The following is a 21432-nucleotide window of genomic DNA, read 5'->3' on the forward strand; positions in this document are numbered from 1 at the left end:
AAAAAATAACGATATAAAAATTGCATGATGCAAAAAAGTACAGCGATGTACAACATGGAGTGAACGAAATGCAAATGAATGCCACTCAATCACAAGACAGAGAGCGCTTTGTAAAACTTGGACAACATGCAATTGACTATTTTTATAAAGGTCCGGTTTTACATATTCAACCCAAAGAACAACTCAAGGCTTATCCGCAAAAACTGACCGATCGTTTGATTCATTTTGCTAAAGTTAAGCCCGACCATACCTTTGCCGCTAAACGCAATACACAAGGCGAATGGATCAGGCTCAGTTATGCAGAAACCTTGCAACGTGCTTGGCATATTGCACAAGCTTTGCATCAGCGCAACTTAAGCCAAGAACGACCTTTGGTAATTTTATCGGGAAATGATCTTGAACACTTAACGCTTTCGATGGGCGCGATGTTGGCAGGTGTACCATTTTCTGCTATTTCGCCAGCCTACTCACTGGTATCTCAAGATTTTGGCAAATTAAAACATGTGTTTGATGTGCTCACCCCAGGCATGGTGTATGCAAATGATGGACAAGCTTTTGCTAAAGCCATTCAAAGCTGTACGCAAGATCATATTGAAATTGTGACCAATAAAGGCATTATAGGCGATCAAGTCTGTACATCGTTTCAGTCTTTATTAGATACCCCCGTGACCGATGTTCAAGAGCATTATGAAACGCTAGATGAGCATCAGATTGCCAAGTTTTTATTTACATCCGGTTCGACCAAGCTTCCAAAGGCTGTTCCGACCACACATTTGATGCTGTGTATCAATCAACAAATGCTACTTCAAACTTTTCCAGAGTTTGAAGACACACCGCCTGTATTGTTAGACTGGTTGTCTTGGCATCATACCTTTGGTGGAAGCCACAATGTTGGGATTGCGCTTTATAACGGCGGAACCATTTACATCGATGACGGTAAGCCCGTTCCGGGAAAATTTGATGAAACGATTCGAAATTTAAAAGAAATTTCACCGACGGTTTATCTAAATGTACCCAAAGGCTGGGAAGAACTCACCGATGCACTGGAAAAAGATGCCGAACTCAGAGATCGCTTCTTTGCCAACGTTAAAATTTTGTTTTTTGCTGGTGCTGCATTATCTGAAGCAGGATGGAACCGACTCGATAAAATTGCGCAGGCACATTGCGGTGAAAAAATCCGCATCATGAGTGGCTTGGGCATGACCGAAACGGCACCATCGTGCGCCTTTACCACAGGCCCGCGGGTAATGGCTGGTTTTATTGGCTACCCTGCTCCAGGCTGCGAAATCAAGCTGGTACCATATGGCGATAAACTTGAATTTTGCGTGCGTGGCTTACATGTCATGAAAGGCTACTGGCGACTAAAACCCGATCAGCAAAGCACAATTTTTGATGAAGACGGTTTTTTCCATACCGGCGATGCGGTACGTCTGGTCGATCCAAACGACCCTGCACAGGGCCTGATGTACGACGGCCGTATTGCAGAAGATTTTAAACTCAACACGGGCACCTTTGTTAATGTCGGTACTTTACGCAACAAGGCACTCATTCAAGGTAATTTGTTAATTCAAGATGTTTGTATTACCGGGTCAAATCTAAATGCGATTGGCTTCTTGGTTTTTCCTAAGCTTGATGCCTGTGCAGATTTTGCTGGTCTGAATATGAAAAATCATAGTGCAACAGATATCTTGCAACACCCTAAAGTACAGCAGTGGTTTCGACAGTTTTTAATTCAGTACAACAAAGATGCCACGGGCAGTTCAAATCGGGTATCAATGTTGTATTTAATGACTGAAGCACCACAGCTCGATGCAGGTGAAGTAACCGATAAAGGCAATTTAAATCAGAGTAACATCTTAAAACGTCGTGCTGCACTGGTCGAAGAACTGTATAACAAACAAACAGATAATCCATTGATTGTACGTATACCCGTTTTAAATCACTCCTAAGTTTATTTCTTGTTCTCAAGCTCATTTCGTATGGGCTTAGGCCTTGATCATGCTAAAAAAAGGTGAAATATGCAGCAAGATACTGATTTTGAATTGTTCCGCGATACTTACAAACGTTTTTTAAACGATCATGTTGCGCCCTATTACGAGCAATGGGAGCACGATGGCCTGATTCCTCGACATATCTGGAACTTACTCGGTGAAAATGGGTTCTTGTGTATCGATGTTCCAGAAGAATACGGTGGATATGGCGCACCAGTTCACTACTCGCTCATGCTGGTGCAAGAAACTGCACGCGCAGGATTTGGCTCACTTGCGGTTGCCATTGGTGGACAAAATGAACTGGTCTCTCCTTATATCCAAAATATGGGTAGTGAGGCGCAAAAGAAATACTGGTTACCCAAAATGGTATCGGGCGAAGTGGTAACAGCAATTGCCATGACCGAAGCCAATGCCGGATCAGACCTTCAAGCTATTCGCACTCAAGCGATTTTAGACAACGAGCATTACATCATTGATGGTTCAAAAACCTTTATCTCCAACGGACTACATGCCGATTTAATTGTTCTGGTTGCCAAAACAGACCCACAGGCACGCGCAAAAGGTATTTCTCTGTTTTTGGTCGATGCGCAACTTGAAGGCGTTGAAAAAGGACGTTCGCTTAAAAAAATTGGACTGCATGCACAAGACACTGCCGAACTCTTTTTTGATGGCGTTCATGTACCAGTAACTCAGCGCCTTGGTCAAGAAGGCCAAGGCTTTGCATATCTGATGCAAGAGCTCCCCCGTGAACGTTTAAGTATCGCGATGATGGGTATGGGGTCGATTTGGGGCGCGATTGACCTGACCACCAGTTATGTACGAGAGCGCAAAGCATTTGGCCAAACACTGGCGCAGCTTCAAAACACGCGCTTTGTGATTGCCAATGCACAAATCAAAGCCAAAGCAGCGCAAGCGTTTATTCATGAATGTGCCCAAATGTACCATCAGGGGGCGCTGACTGTGGGCCATGTTGCTGCATTGAAATGCTTTATTACCGATACCCAGTGCGACGTGATCGATCAACTGCTGCAATTATTTGGGGGATACGGCTATATGCAGGAATATCCGATTTCTCGTTTTTTTGTCGATTCACGTGTGCAAAAAATTTACGGTGGCACCAACGAAATCATGAAGGAAATCGTGGCGCGAGACGTACTCGGAAAATAACCAATATTTTTTTAAACCTCATGGTTGGTACGACCAACCCTGTCAAAACAACAAAGATGTTTCAGGAAGAAATACAATGTCAAAATTATGGATGTACTCTGCTGTGATGCTCTCGGGTTCTGTATTTGCTTCAGACTTTATTGATAAAAGTACAGTCGAACTCACCACACGAAATTTCTATTTCGATCGCGATTATCAAGAAGTTTCTAAATATCCCGCTGCAAAAGACTGGACACAAGGCTTTATTTTTAAAGCAAATTCTGGTTACACCGAAGGAACCATTGGTTTTGGGCTCGATGTTCTGGCTACAGCAGGATTTAAGCTCGATGCCAGTGCCAAATATGCGGGTACAGGCAATTTACCTCGCGACACGATCACCAATGAACCCGCCAGCAGCTACGGCGAAATTGGCCTGACCGGTAAAGCAAAAGTCAGTCAGACCGAATTAAAAGTAGGAACACTCAGACCGATGAATCCCGTGCTGGTGGCCTCTCCTGCACGCTTACTACCGCAAACCTACCGTGGTATTTCACTGGAATCGAAAGATATTAAGAATTTTGAGCTGCAAGGAGCATTTATAGACAAGGTGAATCAGCGCGACTCGACCAATTATGAAAATATCAAGATTTCAGCGGTGAATGGGCGTTTCAAAAGTGCTGAAACAAATGGTCTTTACTACGCAGGTGGCTATTACAATGTAAGTCCGGCTTTACGCTTAGGATTATTTTATCTGGATGTTAATAATTTATACGATCAGATGACAACTGGCTTTTTATACAAATGGGACATAAATCCGCAAACTCGTTTAAGCAGCTATCTACATTACTATCGTAGCCGCGATGAAGGCCAAGCAAAGGCTGGTTTGGTCGACAACGATTTATATCATGCGCATTTTGAGCTTAAACGCCAAAATCATAAATTTATTTTTGGTACCTTTCAGCATTTTGGTGAAACCGCTTTTCCATATTTAACGGGCGGTGAAACAGGACTGCTCATCGATACATGGCCGGGCGAATTTTTAAATCCGAAAGAAAAAGCATACAGCTTTCGTTACGAATATGATTTTAAAGATTATGTGCCGGGTTTACGTTTCATGACACGCTACACCATGGGCCGCAATATTTATGCGCCTAACTTGGGTGGAACGGATTTAAAAGAGCGCGAAACAGATTTCGATATTGGCTACACCGTACAAACTGGCTGGCTTAAGAACCTTTCCCTCCGCGCACGCTATGCGATCTATGACAACAACATGCTGGCCACAGCCAACATCAAGCCAGTCAATGAAACCCGAATTAACATCGATTACACATGGAAATTTAAATAATGACTCAAACAAGGCATTAGCATGATGCTAGCGCCTTGTTTTTTCAGGAACAATAATATGAATAAAAAAATAATAGCGCTCTGCTTTAGTTTTGCTTGTGCACACCAAACACATGCAGTACCCCAATTTGCACCACCACCGCTACATCTTCAACCATTGGCCACATTTAGTGTCGATTTAAACGCACCTGTCTGGGAACTTGGTTCAACCAGTGATGCAGGCAAGCGACGTATTATCCCCATTACAGGAGGCACTTTTGAAGGCAAAACACTCAAAGGCAAAATTTTGAACAATGGTGCAGATTGGCAAATTGTTGATGCGCAAGGTCATGCCATTATTGATACGCGCTATTTACTTCAAACCGATGATGGTGCACTGATTTACCTGCAAACCAAAGGTTATCGATATGGTCCGCCAGACGTTTTAAAACAACTGGCTCAAGGCAAAGAGGTCGACCCCAAAACTTATTATTTTAAAGTCACCATGCAGTTTGAAACCAGTGCGCCTCAATACGCGTGGTTGAACCATACCATTGGCGTGGGAAGTGCCATGCGTCTGGGAAAAGCTGTTGTATATGACGCGTATGCGCTTCAATAAGTCGTGAGGAGTGATTCATTATGCTGCCAGATCTATCTGTTCCTGCACACTTACCCCCCATTCATCATTTACTAGGTGGTCATAGCATTCAATGGAACCCAGATCAACTTGAACTTGAAGTCAGATATCAGGCACTTGAGAGCTTTACCAACCCGCGAGGCACCATTGAAGGTGGAATGCTTTGCGCCATGCTGGACGATGTCATGGGGCTCTTTGCCTACTATGCCAATCAGCAGCAAGCAGCCACGACTATTAATCTGACCACAGATTTTTTAAGGCCGTGTCTGGTGGGGATTGTAGTGACGAAATGTAGATTTATCAAACAAGGAAAATCCATTTTAAACATCGAAAGTGAAGCGTGGCAAAACCATAAACTTGTGGCGCGTAGTACCGCAAATTTCATGGTCTTGGCACATGCATAAATTTCAGGCATAAGGATATTGCAATGAAAAAACTTCAACATCTTTTTAAACATGCTGCATTGCTCGGCGTCTGCATCAGTGTAGCTGCATGTAATGACAATAACGATCATGATACGGCACAGTCGAGCCAAAGTATTCCACAATTGAGCCCAGCAGTAGGTGCTCAGCTCAAAGGCAGTTGTACAGATCTAAGCGGTTTCAAATTTGATACCACCGTAGTTGAAAGTGCAACTTTACAAAATGCAGGCGCTCTGACTGTTGCAGGAAAAAATATTCCGGCGCATTGTTTGGTCAAAGGTTATATGGAGCAACGTATTAGCTCAATCGATGGTAAAACCTATCAGATTGGCTTTGAAATGCGACTTCCAGTGAGCTGGAACGGACGTTTTCTATATCAAGGAAATGGTGGTACCGACGGCAACATCGCCACAGCGACCGGACAAGTGGGCAGCGGCGGGATGTTAAGCAATGCTTTAAACGACGGATTCGCGGTAATTTCATCCGATGCTGGACATTCATCTGCACAAAATCCTCTTTTTGGTTTAGATCCGCAAGCTCGTATCAACTATGGCTATGGTGCTATTACAAAGTTAACGCCTATGGCCAAAGATCTGATTAAAACAGCTTACGGTAAATTGCCAGATCGATCTTATGCAGGAGGTACGTCTAACGGCGGTCGACATGCCATGATGGCTGCAACACGCTTAGGCGATCAGTACGATGGCATCTTAGCCAGTACACCCGGATTTCATCTACCACGTGCAGCAGCGGCACAGCTATACACGGCGCAGCAATTACGTCGTGTTGCCACCGATGAAAATGATTTAAGCACTGCCCTCACCTATGCAGAACGTAACGTACTTGCCAATGCGATTTTAACACGCTGTGATGCACTCGATGGTATAGCAGATGGTATGGTACAAGACGTTGAAGCCTGCCGAACCGCCTTTGATATTCATAAAGATGTGCCTGTCTGCTCGGGTTCACGTGATGGAAGCTGTTTGAGTAAAGACCAGATCGATGTCGTGGCTAATATTTACCGCGGCCCTGTCAATTCATCTGGCGAAGCATTGTATGCGACCCAGCCTTACGATCCGGGATTACTTGGTAGCAATTGGGCAAGCTGGAAATTTGTTTCTTCTGTGGGTACGGCACGCGACCCAGTAGCGGTAGGCATTATATTTCAGGTACCACCAGATCCAACAATTGTGCAAAATTCACGACAATTTGCCTTTAACTATAATTTTGATACCGATTACCCAAAACTTTCTGCAACCAATTCGACCTATTCAGAAAGCGCGATGTCATTTATGATCCCGTCAGATGAGCTCAATCTGGATAAATTACGCTTGCATGGCGGTAAAATGATTGTGGTGCAAGGGACAGCAGATGGCGTATTTTCGGTAGATGACACACAAAACTGGTACGATAAGCTGATGGCAAAATACAAGAGCAGCAGTTTGGGTGATGCACAAAGTTTTGCTCGTTTTTATCGCGTTCCGGGAATGAATCATTCGCGTGGTGGGCTTGCGACCGATCAGTTTGATGCCCTTACTGCTTTGGTGAACTGGGTAGAATATGGTCAAGCACCAGATCAAATTCTCGCTTCTGCACGCGGTGTCGGTAATGCAAGTGGCGAAATCAATAGCGAGTTACCATCGAGCTGGTCGGCCAATCGAACTCGACCACTGTGTCCATATCCAAAAATCGCACGTTATAACGGTACAGGTGACAGTGAAAAAGCCGAAAATTTCACTTGTAAATAAACATAACCGAGATAAAAAAGAGAGCGACTAATCGCTCTCTTTTTTGTTTTAGCTGGCATGTTTTAAATGGTCAAGGGATTTGATTTCATAGGGTAAACCCACATAGTTTTCAGCGAGTGTGGTCTGACCTGCCGTAGAACCTAAGATATAGCTCAATTCTGCTTGTTTAATTTTATGATCAAACTCGCTTTCGGTTTCAAAGCGATGTAACAAATGGGTCATCCACCATGAAAAACGCTCTGCTTTCCATACACGTTGCAAGCATTTTTCTGAGTATTGATCTATACCTTGCTCAGACCCTTGCGTGTAAAATTCAATGAGCGCACTCGACAAATATGCAATATCTGAAGCTGCAAGATTCAATCCTTTGGCACCCGTTGGTGGAACAATATGTGCGGCATCACCAGCTAAGAATAATTTTCCAAATCGCATCGGTTCTGTGACAAAGCTCCGCAAGGGTGCAATGCTTTTCTCAATTGAAGGGCCTGTAACGAGTTTTTCACGGCTTTCAGGGTCGAGGCGATTCTTAAGCTCTTCCCAAAATTGATCATCCGACCAGTTTTCTACATGATCGGTTAAAGGAACTTGAATGTAATATCGGCTTCGCGTTTCTGAGCGCATGCTACACAGTGCAAAACCACGCTCTGATTGAACATAAATTAACTCGTCTGCCACAGGCGGCACATCGGCAAGTACACCTAACCAACCAAATGGGTAGACCTTTTCGAAGGTTTTAATTTTATCTTGAGGCACGCTAGCACGGCACACGCCATGATAACCGTCACATCCTGCAATGAAATCACATTCGATTTGATAGTGAGTTCCATTGGATTCAAAAGTCACTTTTGGCGCATTATAAAAATCATGGATTTGAACATCATTCGATTCATAAAATGAGCAAAGACCAGCCTGCTCACGTGCTTGCATTAAATCTTTAGTAACTTCGGTCTGCCCATATACCGTGACTTGTTTACCTTGGGTCAATGCCGATAAATCGACACGGAATTTTTGGCCATTGGTCAGAATTTCAATGCCCGAGTGTGGCAATCCTTTTTCTTTGAGGTTCTGATCAACTCCAGCTTGCTCGAGTAAATCGACCGATACTTGCTCTAAAATTCCTGCACGAATGCGTGATGCAACGTAATCGGCACTTCGCTGTTCCACAATAACGTGTTCAATTCCAGCTTTATAAAGCAGCTGACCGAGTAGTAATCCCGCTGGGCCAGAACCAATAATTGCAACTTTGGTTTTCATAGTTTGCATAACATCATCCTTGCTATTTTCTATTTTTAAAGTATCGCCTCATTAAAAAGACATCTATAATCAAGGCTCAAAATTATCCGATTAGCATTACAACTGTCCGATGATCGGACAAAACCATTTTGGATCTGAATGTTATGGAACAACATCACCAATACCTTGCGCACCCTCATTCAAGTGAAGAAATACGCACGGAAGATTACATTGCAGGCTTGGCCAAAGGCTTAGCGCTTTTAGAAGCATTTGGAATTGACAGACAACGACTGAACGTGACACAGGTTGCAGAGCGTACTGGCATAAGCAGAACAGCTGCACGGCGTTATTTAAAGACACTTAAATTTTTGGGTTATTTAGATACCGATGAGCACTATTTTTGGCTTACACATCGTGTTTTACGTTTTTCTAGTTCTTATTTAAGCTCGGCACATTTACCCAAAGTGGCACAGTCATTTTTAAATCTACTGTGTGCTCAAACCAGCCTCACCTTTTCAATTGTGGTGCTCGATGAGCATGAAGTTGTACCTGTTGCGCGTAGTTATTTACCCCAGCAAGATAATCTTCGCGTGAGTCCCTATGGGATGCATTTGGGTAATCGTTTGCCTGCCCACGCTACCTCCACCGGTAAAGTATTACTTTCTGTTCTGGATCGTGAAGTACAAATTGAATGGATTAAAAAATATGGTCTGAAGCGCCTCACGCCTTATACCATTACCGATGAACATACTTTTTTAGAAACATTAGATGCTGTTCGGCAATCGGACTACTGTTTGTCTACTGAGGAACATGAACTGGGTGTGATTGCGATTGCGGTACCCGTTTTAAACGCACAGGGGCTTACCATTGCAGCACTTAATTGTATGTCACAAACCAATAGGGTGCAGCCACAGTATCTTATCGATCAAGTTTTACCTTTATTACGCAATACTGCGAATGAGCTGCGTAATTTGGTTTAAATAAAAAAGGGACTCCTGAGAGTCCCTTTTTTTTAAAGATTGAATTATTTTTCAAGGGCATATGCAATCACGTAGTCACCATGATCTGGAGACTGACGTGCACCACCTGCTGAAATCACAACGTATTGTTTTCCAGTTTTCGGTGACACATAACTCATAGGCGTACCTTGGCTACCCACTGGTAAACGCGCTTTCCACAACTCTTTACCTGTTGATGTATCAAATGCACGTAGATAGTAATCTTGCGTTGCAGCAAAGAATACCAAACCACCCTGAGTTGCCATTGGACCACCAATGGTTGGCATACCAATTGGCGCTTTTAGGCCCATTTTAATGCCCATCGGGCCGGTATCTTCAACTGTACCCAATGGTACTTGCCATGCAATTTGACGTGTTTTCATGTCAATCGCTGTCATCGTACCAAATGGTGGTTTCTGACACGGAATGCTCAATGCAGACCAGAAACGGTTTTTGTTCACTTTGTACGGTGTACCTTTCATCGGCACTGCGCCCATACCCGTGTTAACTTTCTCACCGCCATTGGCTTGAACTGCTAAGTCTTCTGGGGTTTGTTTGATCAACTGAATCCATAGACCTAGACGCATATCATTCACAAACATGTAACGATGCGATGGATCAAATGCGATGGATCCCCAGTTCATTCCACCCAAAGAACCTGGGAAGCTTAATGAAACATCGGTACCCGGAGCGGTATAAAGCCCTTCATAACGCATCGATTTAAAGCTGATACGACACATCAACTGATCAAATGGCGTTGCACCCCACATATCAGACTCAGTTAAAGTCTGGTTTCCGATTTGTGGCATTTCTACAGAACGCGGCTGCGTTTTGCTGTACTGCTCACCCGGAATATCGGCAGTTTTTACTTCTTGCTCAATCACTTTGGTTAACGGTTTACCCGTTACACGATCAAGTACATAAAACTGACCAGATTTTGTACCAATCACAACCGCAGGTTTAGTGCTGCCATCTTTCATTGGGAAGTCTACCAAGCTTGGTTGCATTGGTAAGTCAAAATCCCATAGATCATTGTGAACAGTTTGATACACCCACTTTTCTTTACCAGTCGTTGCATCTAGCGCTAAAACAGACGTATTGTACTTATGATCTAGTGGCTGGCGGTTTGCACCCCATAAATCGACAGATGAACTGCCCATAGGTAAGAATACGGTGTTCATTTGTGGATCATACGACATCGCTGCCCATGAGTTTGCAGAGCTACGCTTGTAAATTTCACCCGGCTTCAACACATAGTTTGGATCTGGATTACGTGGGTCGAACGCCCAGCGCAATTTACCTGTAATGACATCATATGCACGAATGACTCCACCCGGCATATCAGCACCTACGTTATCGGCAATACGGCTACCCACAACAATAGAAGTGCCTGCGATAGTCGGTGCAGAAGTGACTTCAAAGCGTGGTGCTTTGGTGCCATCCCCCAAACCTTCTAACAAATCAACCGTACCATTTACACCAAAATCTTTACAACGCTCACCTGTATCTGCATTCACTGCAATCAGACGACCATCTGGTGTATTGGTGTACACACGACGTGGGCACTGGGTATTGGTTGCGACCGCTGTAACAGGAGTTGCACCAGCCAATGTCGGTTGAGTCAACGCTTTGGTCGAATCAAAGTAAGCGACGCCACGGCAACGCTCCCATGCATCTGCTTTAGAATTCACTTCTGCTTTCCAGAGCTGCTTACCAGAATCTGCGTCTAATGCAAAAATATTGTTGTGCGGTGTACACAAGAATACTTTATTGCCAACTTGCAAAGGTGTCATCTGGTCTTCTGCGCCGTTACCCGTACCAGTGGTAAAATCACCCGTACGGAAACGCCAGGCTTCCTTCAACTTAGATACGTTGTTACGGTTAATCTGATCTAGCGCAACAAAACGGCTTCCGCCTGCATCATTACCATAATGGTCCCAATCAACCTGTTTTTTTGCAGGATCAACCGGAATCAAAGGTAACTCTTCACCAGATGCTTTTACTGTTGCATGCGGAATAAACATGCCATATAAACCGCCAAACATTCCTAAAACTGTTAAACCACCAATGATATATGCTGGCGCATTAATTGGAGTTTGATATTGGTATTTTCGAATAGATGGCAAGGTTAACATGACCGCAGCAAATAAACCTGCCGGGAACATCAAACGTGAATGCAATGGCCAAAATTCAAAACCAGCATCAATTAACGCCCAAATAACAGTACCGATGAAGGCCAAAGCATATAACCACACCCCTGTTGCCTTTTTCTTGAAAATAAAAAAAGCTGAGGCAGTAATAATTAAACCAGCAATCAGGAAGTACCATGAACCACCCAGGCTAATCAGTTTTCCACCACCAATGATATAAAATACACCAGTAATGAGTAACGCCAGCCCAAGAATAAAACACCATATTTTAAATATGATGTGAGACTTCGCTTGAGGGTCAGACATACATCTTTCTCCACTTATCATGATTGCCATTCTTTGATGTTTTCAAAGTAAGGCGCTCATGTATAAACACATTCAGCTAAAGTGGGATAAGCCACTTTAGCTGTTCGAATTAAATTTAAAAACCAGCAACGATATTGACTATATTTTAGACATTTTTATTCTTCATTTTGTGTCATTGCTAGAAATTTAAACGCATAGTTAATCCAGCGACCCATGCATCATCCACTTCCTTTACACCAGCAGGCTGATGAATATATTGAATATTTGGACGAAGCATGACTGCTGGGGACCATTGATAGGTGTAATTCAGTTCGATATTCAGCTCATCGTGCTGAACAGGAATATAGTTCGATGCCAACGCATCGTATTGGTCATAACCACGACTTTCATCAATTGCAATTTGACGATCTCGTGCACGCTCGTTTACCACATAATTGGCCAAACCAAAACCAATCGAATCATTTGGACGGCTATCGAAAGCACCTTTGTACCAAAGTGCAAGTTGCTGGGTACTTTGAACCGTTGTCGTGGCTTTGTCGTTTAGCACACCGTTAAAGCTGATATACAAACCCCGCTTTGGATCATTGCCTTGTTGCGTAAGTTGCTGCTGTGTATTGATCCAGAAACTGTGCTTACCATCATGTACTTTACTTGGATTGGCAACATCTGTTGCTTCTGCTGTGGAATATAGCGCACCGATTTTATATTCGCCCGGCAGCCCACCAAAGTAAGCAAGTTTAGGTTTCCATGCCAACTCCACCGGAATGGTCGCGCCTTTAACGTTGTTCATATCTAGGTTAAAGCCGTCACTGTTCGACTGTGTTTTGACATTATCTGGATTGACTTCATATACCCCAAGGCCCAATGTCCATTCAGGTGCAAACTGATACTTCACATTTGCCCCCCACAATCCTACAGGCCAGTTATACCAGATCGATCCGATCGACTTACCGAGCTGACCACCACAAAGCAATAGATTTTGAAACTCACATTGCGAGCTGTTGAAATCGTCTGACATGCCCATACGACCAATCTTGACTTGTACCGTATTGTCGTCAAAGCCTTTTTTGATCCAAGCCTGCGTTAAACGCCAGATTTTTCCACGCCCATAGATCTCTTGTGAATTGCCGAGTGTCGATGATCGTGGATCTTTGATACGTTCCAAAGTGATTGCGTTTCCATCACGTTTGGTGATCATGATGGCTGCGCTTGTATCTTTCCAACCTGCAATTTTACTCAAGTCAAAATTTGCGCCCAGCGTCAGTTGTCCCGCATTTTCAACAGTTGTATTGTCATTAAAGCCACCAGAGATATTACTTGCCGCCTGGCTCATGATCGAAGCCGTGAATTTGTATCCCTGTTGTTCAAGTTGCTGACGATTCCCACCCCAATCGCCCAAAAGCCACTGACGATCTTGAGAATAAAATTCATTTGCCGAAGCAAACTGACAACTGAGCAAAGCAGCAGAAATTAAGCCCAATTTTAAAAAATCTTGCATTGAAAATTCCCTTTCTATTCAAGGTGTTTCCAATTTCTGGAAACACCGTATACTACAAACATTATTTCATCATCACCGCTGGACTGAGCTCTGAAGTCGCACCCAAGTGATCAGTCACATTTGCCGTGATCGATGGCATAACAACTTTTGGTGTCCAGTTGGCTTTTGCAACGCCCTGAGCATCTGTAACAACAACTACAGAATCTAGATACTGCTCAGCTTCTTTAGAGGAAGCCGAACGGTTACCAAAGAATTCAACGTTATAACGTTGATTTGGCATACCTTTTACTTCTACCGTAATTTGTTTTTTAGATACAGTGAGCTTCGGCGCCTGAATACCTTGGTTTGGTACAGCGTTACAGTTTTGCTGATTCGGCTGAGTACAGGTTTTTTGCAGCTTTGCAGGCTCAATGACAACACCACCACCACGAGAGCCAACAAAACCTTCATGCTCGAGCGCAGGCACACCAAACACGATTGCGCCTAAACGCTGATTCGGCACACATGAACCACCCGCTTCGCAGCGCTTGATGTCTTTGCCGTTATCCCAAATTTGGTTTTTGGTCAATGTGATACGAGCATTGGCATCTTTTTCAGAACGAATCGCCACCCCAATACGGTTACCATGCACTCTGTTACTGTCAAAAATATTGCCATCGCCTGTTAAATTGAAACCTAACGAGTTGTTGGTTAACTCATTGTAGGCGATGTAATTACGCTTACCCCAGTTGATTTGCAAACCGTCTGAGTAGTTCTCAAACTTGTTACCGACCACGGCATTGTCGTTGCCCCACAAAATTTCAATGCCTTGTGATGGTTCAGGATTCGCTTTTGTTGAAGTAAACAAGTTATTGGCAACTAAGTTAAATGCTGCACCGCGAGTTAACTCAAGACCATCGCCGTTATCGATAAACAGATTGTCTAACACCTTATTGTTATTGGTGGTTGTCGATGTCGGGTTGCCTTTACCATCATCCCCTGTGATCATCACACCCGCACCACCGTAGTTATTACTAATGCGGTTATGTTGAATCAAGTTGTTACTTGAGCGATTGACCAAAACACCAATACAAAAGCGATGTACATCTAAGCCTTTTAGCGTTACGCCGTTTACATCTTGCAAGACCAAGCCCGGTAAAGTCATGGTACGGACGTTTGTGCCGTATTGCTCTGGGTTTGCTCCTGGGCAAGCTTTAGCACCTTCACCTTTAATATAGTTTGAACCATCAATCGCGATGTATTCACCAGTTTTATCCCACTGAGTCCCAATAATCTTGACTGCTGATTTAATAGATGGAAGTGGCTTGTCGACTTTAATCACATACGGTGCTTTGCCAACCGCTTGAATTAAAATTTGATTTTCATGAGCCGTATTGGCGTTTGATTGCTCAATTGCCCAACGTAAAGAGCCTTTGTCGTTATCATCCTGATAACGATCAACGATATAAGTTTCCGCAGACGCAAAGCCTGAAGAGATTAAGCCCAAAGCAAATGCTGATAAACGCAAAGAATTCAATTTCATGACAGTTTCCTTGTCAGGATTATGGTGTTTGAGTTGGTTGAACTGTTTTTAAGATTTGTTTAAGTGCAGTGACATCGATTTGACCCGGTGCCGAAGCCTCGCCGATCATACCGAAACTTAAACTTCCGCCCATATTGGCGGTTGAAACACGCGATACCGTACCTAAGCGCCCCATCGACATCGTAAGTAACGGTTTTTTCGACTGTTCACTTACTTTTAGTGTCGCATTCATTAGCGTAAAGACATCCTGCTTCGACTTTGGCATTACCGCAATTTTTAAGATATCTGCGCCCATTTGATCTTGTTTGAGTAAGCGATTTACTATTTCCTGCTCACTTGGGGTTTTATCAAAATCATGGTTAGACATCACCACTAACACATTTTTCTTGTGTGCCAAGCTGGTCAGCTTTTCAACTGCTGCCTGATCTCTAAACATTTCGATATCAAGTAACTGCATAAATGGCTTTTTTAAATAATCGCTGTAAATTTTTGCATACTGTTCATCGGTTACATTGAGTTTGCCACCTTCATTTGAAGTACGAATCGTTGCGAGCAACGGTTTGTCTTTTAAAATCTGGTTCAGTTCTTGACCAAGTGCAATCACTTGTTTGGTGTCGCTTGCAAATTCCAGCAAATCTATACGAAATTCAGCAATATCCGCATCTTTATTCGCTGCAATCACTTTTGCCTGAGCAATGGCTTGCTCTTTGGTTTTTGCCGTAATCGGGACAATAGTCTTGACAGGCAAATCACCAATATTGAGATTTTTAACAACATATGTTGCCTTGTTCATCGCAGCATTTTCAGCCGCATGCGTAACAGACAGCATAGGTAGGGAGAGACTTAAAGCCGTGCTAATCAGCAACTGCTTAACTAACTTTTTTGAACTGTTCATTTTACGTTCCCTTGTAAAAAAATTGGAGTTGCACATCAAGCATGACATACAACTTTGGTCCCAAAAAATCTTAGATATCAAAGAATACCGTTTCGTCTTCGCCCTGGATGCGAATATCGAAACGATAAACTGTTTCACCGTCACGCTCTTCACGTTTTGCGATAAGCGTTTGACGACGTGTTACCCACTCAATACTGTTAAGTACTGGATCTTTGGCGTTTGCTTCAACTTCATCCTCAAAATAAACACGGGTATGTAACCCAATGTTGATTCCGCGAGCGAAAAGAATCACTGAAATATGAGGGGCTTGCGTTGTTCCCTTACGTCCCGGTACTGCGCCAGGCTTAATGGTATTGAAGCTCCAAAAACCTGTCTTAAAATCTGCACCCGTACGTCCCCAACCATGAAAATGCGGATCTGCTGCTTTACCTTGAGTATCTGCTTCACTTGGATAGACACCATTGACATCTGCTTGCCAGATCTCAACCAAAACATCACGTAATGGCAAACCTAATCCGTCAAATACCTGACCTTCCAAGCGAATACGTTCACCTTGTGTTTGATCTTGAACCAGCATATTGCCGTAGTTATGTTCAAACACTTCAATGTTGGCCTGTTTTGGAAGCAAGCCAATATGCACGTAAGGACCACCTGTTTGAGATGGGGTTTCTTTGAGTTCTTGAAAATTCCAACCGTTCATTATTTTCACTCCATCCATTAAGTTAAGTCATTTTCGAAGTAAGTCGCGCGACGACCACGAAGCGTAATGTCAAAACGATAACAACGGCTGTCAGCTTCAATAAAGTTGCTTTTGTCTTCAAGTGCGATCAAAGCGCGACGTTGATCATCTGAAGGCACAGTTTTTAAGATTGGACACGAATCAATTAAAGTGTCGCCTTCAAAATAAAACTGTGAAATCAAACGCTGAGCCCAGCCGTCTGCAATCAATGAAAAATGGATATGCGCCGGACGCCATTCATTAATACGATTACGCCATGGATATGGACCTGGCTTAATGGTTCGAAAAACGTAATATCCATTGCTGTCTGTGAGCATACGTCCACATCCACCAAAGTTTGGATCCATCGCACCTACATATTGGTCATTCGGATGACGATAACGACCCGATGCGTTTGCCTGCCAGACTTCAACCAAGGCATTTTTTACAGGACGACCAAACTGATCACGAACATAACCATGAATAATCACACGTTCACCAATTGGCAAACCGTCTTTGGCATAGTTCAAAATTAAGTCATTGTCTTTTGGACCAAACTGATCTGCACTAAAATGTGGTGCAGTCACTTCCGACAATGTTTCTGCAATCGAGATCAGTGCATTTTTTGGCGAGCGTAATACACTGGTTTTATAACCTGGTGCATAGGCTGGCGGATGATCCTCTGTATTGCGTTGAGCGTAAGCGCCCCAGTTAAAATGAGACATATTTTTCTCCCTCTAAATCTGCTGATCCATTATTTTTTGTTCAGTTTTTCTGGTGCGATACCAAGTTCTTCAAACACCTGTTCAGCCATATGCATGGCAGCATTTGATGCTGGTAGGCCCGCATACAGTGAACAATGCAGGATCAATTCTTTGAGCTCGTCTTTGGTCACGCCATTGTTGAAACATGCACGTAAATGCATCCGCAACTCATCTTCACGACCTAGCGCCAATAAAACCGCGATTGTCACTAGACTGCGTGTATGGCGAGGTAAGCCCGGACGAGACCACACCTCACCCCAAGCAAATCGACTAATAAAATTCTGAAAGTCCTCATTGAAATCGTTCAGATTCTCAATCGAACGGTTGACGTGTTTTTCGCCGAGGACTGCTGTACGGACTTCAATGCCCTGTTTGTAACGATCATCATCATTCATTAGAGAACTCTCACCTTAAGTTGCATCAGTATGTGCAACGATAGACTTAACAAAAATTGCAATCGCGGCAGCTGCGGCAGGAATGAACAACATGCTTAAAATCATGGTGAACGACCAGTTATTACCCAGCAGAACTGCCCCAATCCATGCACCGAACACGGCCCCAAAACGGCCAATGCCCGACATCCATGCAACACCAGTTGCACGGCACTGCGTTGGATAAAACCGTGCACTTAAAACCGGCATAGACGACTGCGCGCCATTTACCGCAATACCCGCACACAAGATAAACAGTGCAAGTAAAGTTGGATTTGAAAGACTTTGACCAACAATTACCGCAAAAATACCGGCGGCCAAATAAAAACCCGCAATAATTCGATTCGGATTAAAACGGTCCATCGCCCAGCCAATAAATAGCGCACTGAGCACACCACCAAACTGAAATAATCCACCCAAGAATGCTGCACGCTCTAACGATGCCCCGGTTTCACGCATCAAGGTTGGTAACCAGCTGGTCAACAAATAAATTACGACCAGACCCATGAAGTAAGTCACCCAAAGCAAAATCGTTCCTTTGGCGTATTTGCCAGAAAACAGCATGCCAAAGACACCTTTTTTACTTGAAGCATCTGTCTTTTCTTCAGGGACGTGGAATTCGGTTACACCTTGAACCTTATGGGGTGCAATACGCGTTAAGATCTGACGCACCTTTTCGGTATTTTTTCCTTTTACAATCAGGAAACGATAGGATTCTGGTAAAAACACCATCACCACAAGCATCAAAATCAAGGGGGCCCAACCGCCTAACAAAAACAGGCTGTGCCAACCATAAGCCGGAATTAACCAGCTGCTGATAAAGCCACCCATTGCCATGCCCAAGTTGTAACCACAAAACATACATGTCACGAGCAAAGAACGAATTCGTGCCGGACAGTATTCTGAAAAAAGTGTGGTCGCGTTTGGCATTGCAGCGCCCAGACCAATCCCAGTTAAAAACCGGAAAATCACCAAACTGTCTAATGTTGTGGAATATGCACAGGCAAGTGTAAAACCACCAAAAATCAACATCGCAACAGACAGCACAATCTTGCGACCAAAACGATCGGCTGTGGGGCCTGAAACCAGCGCACCAATAATCATACCGCCCAAGGCTGCACTCATTACAGGACCCAACTGCGATCGATCCACGCCCCAATCTTGAGCAAGCGCAGGCGCAATAAATCCCATTGCTGCGGTATCTATACCATCCACAAAGACAATCAAAAAACACACAATCGCAATCAACCACTGATACTTACTCAGTGGTGCATCATTGATTAATGCCTGTGCATCCAGACTTGTCTTTTGTGCAGCGTAATCCTGAGACGCCATATCTGCCTCCTAAGGCCTAAATCCTTTTAAATCAGTTTATTAAACGATTGATCTAATAAACTGGCCAAAAACTTGCGTGAATGCTTCAGGCTGTTCAATATTTGACAGATGTGAAGCGTCCAATGTCTTCAACTGGCTGTTTTGGATATATTGATGTAAAAACTCAGCATCGCTGACCGTAGTGACCGGATCTGCTTCTCCGGCAATGATCAGTGTCGGAATTGAAATCTTTGCAATCGATTCACGCAGATCTGCGCCTGCAAGTGCACGGCAGGCATTGGCATACCCTTGTGCTGGAGTATTGGCTAGACTTCGAATCGTGTTTTGAGCAAGCACACTGGCTTGATGATCAAATTTTTCGCTAAACCAGCGAGTATGTGTGGTACTGACCAAATCACTCAAACCCGTTGCTTCTACGGAAGCAGCGCGTGCATTCCAGCCTTCTGCTGTCCAGATTTTTGCAGCAGAATTGGCAACCGTGATGCTATAAAAACGTTCAGGGCGATGAATACCTAACCAAAGTGCCGTCATACCGCCCATTGAAATACCACAAAAGTGGGCTTGATCAATATTTAAGGCATCCAAAATATCAATGACATCTTCACCCAGATGCTGCAATTCGGTTTGATCAATAACAGCACTTTGGCCGTGTCCACGTGTATCGTAAGTTACAATTTTAAAATCGGCTTTGAGCGCTTCGATTTGTGGCATCCACATGGTATTGTCGGTACCAAGCGAGTTCGAAAACACAATCGCGGGAGCATCTTGTGGCCCCTGAACCTGTACCGCAAGCGGTTGGCCCTGACGATTGTTAATCATAGTGATATGAATATTGCTCACTTTGCCTCTCCTTTTGCTTCTTGCAAAACAGCATCAATCTGATCTTGAATATTGCCGAGGTAAGATTCTGGTTTGAATATTGCCTCAAGCTGCTTTGCATCGAACAATGCAGTGACTTCCGCAGTCTCTGCCATGATGTCTTTTAAATGTTTGTGTTCAGCAACGGCTTTTTTACAAGCTGCTTCCACCACGTGATGTGCATTTAGACGTCCCAGATGCGGTGCCAACGCCATCATGACTGCTTCAGCCATGATTAAGCCTTGTGTACACTCGATATTGGCGCGCATGTTTTCTGCATTGACATCCATACCTTTCAAGACATCTAAAGTACGCTCTAGAGCACCCGCGGTGAGTTGAAAGATTTCCGGTAAGGCAAGCCATTCAGCATGCCAGCTACCCAAGCTACGTTCATGCTCTTGCACCATGCTTTGATACATGCTCGACATTAACGCAGGAACACGATTGGCCGCAGCCAATACCGACGCCGCAGCAACCGGATTACGCTTATGTGGCATGGTTGAAGATCCGCCACGCCCTTGGGCTGTCGGTTCAAATACTTCTGCAACTTCTGTTTGCATCATCAGTGACCAGTCGCGCGCCATCTTGCCTGTGTTACCCGTAATCAAGCCGAGTACACTTGCAATTTCGACAATACGATCTCTTTCGCCATGCCATGTACATGCGGCATGTGTCAGATTTAAGGTTTTTGCAAATGCTTGTGTAACGGAGGTTCCCTGATTTTGCAAAGATGCCAGCGAGCCAACTGCGCCACCTAATTGTGCAGTCAACACACGTGACTTCATAAGTTGTAAGCGGTCTAAATCGCGCTTAAACGCAGAAGCCCAACGCGCAAGCTTATGTCCCAAGGTGATCGGTAAAGCTTGCTGTAACCATGTGCGCCCCATCATCACCTGATGGCGATATCGTTGCGCTTGTTGTAAAGCAGCCTGATAGCACTGATTTAAAAGCAGTTCTACAATAACAAGTGCATCACGCGATTGCAGTACACATGCTGTGTCTAGAATATCTTGACTAGTCGCACCCCAATGCACATAACGCGATGCTTCTTCATCGACTTGCTTCACAATTGAAGTCAGTTGTTTGACAAAAGGAATTGCGATATTTCCTGCCAAACCTGTCGCAATTGCTAAACTTTGAAAATCAATTTTTTCAACCGCATCTTGAGTGGCAAACGTAATGATATCGGCAGCAGACTGGGGAATTACCCCAACTGCTGCTTGCGCTTGCGCCAGTGCAACCTCTGTCTCAATCATATATTTGACCAACGCACGATCACTGAAAATTTCAGTTACGTCTTGTTGATAAAAAAGAGAAGCATATAACTGGCTCATCATGATCTCCGTTTAAGCAATCCGCTCAATAATGAGTGCAATCCCCTGACCCACGCCGATACACATCGAACACAGCGCATACTTACCGCCCGACTGTTCAAGCTGGTTTAAAGCCGTCGT

The 21432-nt window shown here is 43.9% G+C and carries 18 protein-coding genes and 1 pseudogene; 7 read left to right on the forward strand and 12 right to left on the reverse strand.

Features of this window, described 5'->3' with window-relative positions:
• Positions 1-59 precede the first annotated feature (59 nt).
• The 6 genes from QLG00_RS05185 (at position 60) to QLG00_RS05210 (ending at position 7270) form a co-directional block, all read left to right on the forward strand.
• A complete protein-coding gene (locus QLG00_RS05185; RefSeq protein WP_171063757.1) occupies positions 60-1949 on the forward strand; it encodes a feruloyl-CoA synthase in 1890 nt (629 codons plus the stop codon).
• Positions 1950-2018: 69 nt separating this feature from the next.
• The gene (locus tag QLG00_RS05190; protein WP_282470613.1) at positions 2019-3158 is read left to right on the forward strand and encodes an acyl-CoA dehydrogenase family protein; all 1140 of its coding nucleotides are present in this window, start codon (positions 2019-2021) and stop codon (positions 3156-3158) included.
• Positions 3159-3234: 76 nt separating this feature from the next.
• A complete protein-coding gene (locus QLG00_RS05195) occupies positions 3235-4485 on the forward strand; it encodes an OprD family porin (RefSeq protein WP_213062717.1) in 1251 nt (416 codons plus the stop codon).
• Positions 4486-4542: 57 nt separating this feature from the next.
• Positions 4543-5082, forward strand: a complete 540-nt coding sequence (locus tag QLG00_RS05200; protein WP_282470614.1) for a DUF3237 domain-containing protein — start codon at positions 4543-4545, stop codon at positions 5080-5082.
• Between the two features lie 20 nt (positions 5083-5102).
• Positions 5103-5504, forward strand: a complete 402-nt coding sequence (locus tag QLG00_RS05205) for a PaaI family thioesterase (RefSeq protein ID WP_048765038.1) — start codon at positions 5103-5105, stop codon at positions 5502-5504.
• A gap of 23 nt (positions 5505-5527) precedes the next feature.
• Complete coding sequence (locus tag QLG00_RS05210) at positions 5528-7270, forward strand: tannase/feruloyl esterase family alpha/beta hydrolase (protein ID WP_282470615.1); 1743 nt, start codon at positions 5528-5530, stop codon at positions 7268-7270.
• Positions 7271-7318: 48 nt separating this feature from the next.
• Here QLG00_RS05210 and pobA read toward each other — a convergent pair whose 3' ends face one another.
• Positions 7319-8533, reverse strand: a complete 1215-nt coding sequence (gene pobA / locus QLG00_RS05215; protein ID WP_025094429.1) for a 4-hydroxybenzoate 3-monooxygenase — start codon at positions 8531-8533, stop codon at positions 7319-7321.
• A 134-nt stretch (positions 8534-8667) separates the two neighbouring features.
• Here pobA and QLG00_RS05220 point away from each other — a divergent pair, with 134 nt between their 5' ends.
• Positions 8668-9483, forward strand: coding sequence for an IclR family transcriptional regulator (locus QLG00_RS05220; protein ID WP_250365652.1), 816 nt, complete (start codon positions 8668-8670; stop codon positions 9481-9483).
• A gap of 44 nt (positions 9484-9527) precedes the next feature.
• On the opposite strand, the gene QLG00_RS05225 is transcribed toward QLG00_RS05220, so the two are convergent.
• The 11 genes and pseudogenes from QLG00_RS05225 to QLG00_RS05275 all read right to left on the reverse strand — a co-directional run.
• Positions 9528-11957: a glucose/quinate/shikimate family membrane-bound PQQ-dependent dehydrogenase gene (locus tag QLG00_RS05225; protein ID WP_119026575.1), complete on the reverse strand. Its 2430-nt coding sequence runs from the start codon at positions 11955-11957 to the stop codon at positions 9528-9530.
• 178 nt (positions 11958-12135) lie between these two features.
• Positions 12136-13455: a carbohydrate porin gene (locus QLG00_RS05230; RefSeq protein WP_282470616.1), complete on the reverse strand. Its 1320-nt coding sequence runs from the start codon at positions 13453-13455 to the stop codon at positions 12136-12138.
• A gap of 61 nt (positions 13456-13516) precedes the next feature.
• The gene (locus QLG00_RS05235) at positions 13517-14971 is read right to left on the reverse strand and encodes a right-handed parallel beta-helix repeat-containing protein (RefSeq protein WP_282470619.1); all 1455 of its coding nucleotides are present in this window, start codon (positions 14969-14971) and stop codon (positions 13517-13519) included.
• 25 nt (positions 14972-14996) lie between these two features.
• A complete protein-coding gene (aroD, locus tag QLG00_RS05240) occupies positions 14997-15872 on the reverse strand; it encodes a type I 3-dehydroquinate dehydratase (RefSeq protein WP_025094435.1) in 876 nt (291 codons plus the stop codon).
• Between the two features lie 70 nt (positions 15873-15942).
• Entirely contained in the window at positions 15943-16572 is a 630-nt protein-coding gene (gene pcaG / locus QLG00_RS05245) for a protocatechuate 3,4-dioxygenase subunit alpha (RefSeq protein WP_282470617.1), read from the reverse strand.
• A gap of 17 nt (positions 16573-16589) precedes the next feature.
• Positions 16590-17315, reverse strand: coding sequence for a protocatechuate 3,4-dioxygenase subunit beta (gene pcaH / locus QLG00_RS05250; RefSeq protein ID WP_004937806.1), 726 nt, complete (start codon positions 17313-17315; stop codon positions 16590-16592).
• 29 nt (positions 17316-17344) lie between these two features.
• Positions 17345-17749, reverse strand: a complete 405-nt coding sequence (pcaC, locus tag QLG00_RS05255; protein ID WP_004937808.1) for a 4-carboxymuconolactone decarboxylase — start codon at positions 17747-17749, stop codon at positions 17345-17347.
• Positions 17750-17764: 15 nt separating this feature from the next.
• Positions 17765-19120, reverse strand: coding sequence for an MFS transporter (locus QLG00_RS05260; RefSeq protein ID WP_151747026.1), 1356 nt, complete (start codon positions 19118-19120; stop codon positions 17765-17767).
• A 39-nt stretch (positions 19121-19159) separates the two neighbouring features.
• Positions 19160-19939 (reverse strand): 3-oxoadipate enol-lactonase, encoded by a 780-nt coding sequence (gene pcaD / locus QLG00_RS05265; RefSeq protein WP_040053989.1) that lies wholly within the window; start codon positions 19937-19939, stop codon positions 19160-19162.
• A gap of 17 nt (positions 19940-19956) precedes the next feature.
• Positions 19957-21312 carry a 3-carboxy-cis,cis-muconate cycloisomerase gene (locus QLG00_RS05270; RefSeq protein ID WP_076032423.1) on the reverse strand — a complete coding sequence of 452 codons (1356 nt, stop codon included), beginning with the start codon at positions 21310-21312 and terminating at the stop codon, positions 19957-19959.
• Between the two features lie 12 nt (positions 21313-21324).
• Positions 21325-21432, reverse strand: a pseudogene (locus QLG00_RS05275) (hypothetical protein); the annotation flags it as partial.

The sequence above is a fragment of the Acinetobacter sp. V89_7 genome, from assembly GCF_029967895.1.
In the GTDB taxonomy this organism is placed as follows: Bacteria; Pseudomonadota; Gammaproteobacteria; order Pseudomonadales; family Moraxellaceae; genus Acinetobacter; species Acinetobacter soli.

Coding starts and splice junctions, on each gene's coding strand:
- QLG00_RS05190 (WP_282470613.1), top strand. CDS start 2,019: ATGCAGCAAGATACTGATTTTGAATTGTTCCGCGATACTTACAAACGT.
- QLG00_RS05195 (WP_213062717.1), top strand. CDS start 3,235: ATGTCAAAATTATGGATGTACTCTGCTGTGATGCTCTCGGGTTCTGTA.
- QLG00_RS05200 (WP_282470614.1), top strand. CDS start 4,543: ATGAATAAAAAAATAATAGCGCTCTGCTTTAGTTTTGCTTGTGCACAC.
- QLG00_RS05205 (WP_048765038.1), top strand. CDS start 5,103: ATGCTGCCAGATCTATCTGTTCCTGCACACTTACCCCCCATTCATCAT.
- QLG00_RS05210 (WP_282470615.1), top strand. CDS start 5,528: ATGAAAAAACTTCAACATCTTTTTAAACATGCTGCATTGCTCGGCGTC.
- pobA (WP_025094429.1), bottom strand. CDS start 8,533: ATGCAAACTATGAAAACCAAAGTTGCAATTATTGGTTCTGGCCCAGCG.
- QLG00_RS05220 (WP_250365652.1), top strand. CDS start 8,668: ATGGAACAACATCACCAATACCTTGCGCACCCTCATTCAAGTGAAGAA.
- QLG00_RS05225 (WP_119026575.1), bottom strand. CDS start 11,957: ATGTCTGACCCTCAAGCGAAGTCTCACATCATATTTAAAATATGGTGT.
- QLG00_RS05230 (WP_282470616.1), bottom strand. CDS start 13,455: ATGCAAGATTTTTTAAAATTGGGCTTAATTTCTGCTGCTTTGCTCAGT.
- aroD (WP_025094435.1), bottom strand. CDS start 15,872: ATGAACAGTTCAAAAAAGTTAGTTAAGCAGTTGCTGATTAGCACGGCT.
- pcaG (WP_282470617.1), bottom strand. CDS start 16,572: ATGAACGGTTGGAATTTTCAAGAACTCAAAGAAACCCCATCTCAAACA.
- pcaH (WP_004937806.1), bottom strand. CDS start 17,315: ATGTCTCATTTTAACTGGGGCGCTTACGCTCAACGCAATACAGAGGAT.
- pcaC (WP_004937808.1), bottom strand. CDS start 17,749: ATGAATGATGATGATCGTTACAAACAGGGCATTGAAGTCCGTACAGCA.
- QLG00_RS05260 (WP_151747026.1), bottom strand. CDS start 19,120: ATGGCGTCTCAGGATTACGCTGCACAAAAGACAAGTCTGGATGCACAG.
- pcaD (WP_040053989.1), bottom strand. CDS start 19,939: ATGATTAACAATCGTCAGGGCCAACCGCTTGCGGTACAGGTTCAGGGG.
- QLG00_RS05270 (WP_076032423.1), bottom strand. CDS start 21,312: ATGAGCCAGTTATATGCTTCTCTTTTTTATCAACAAGACGTAACTGAA.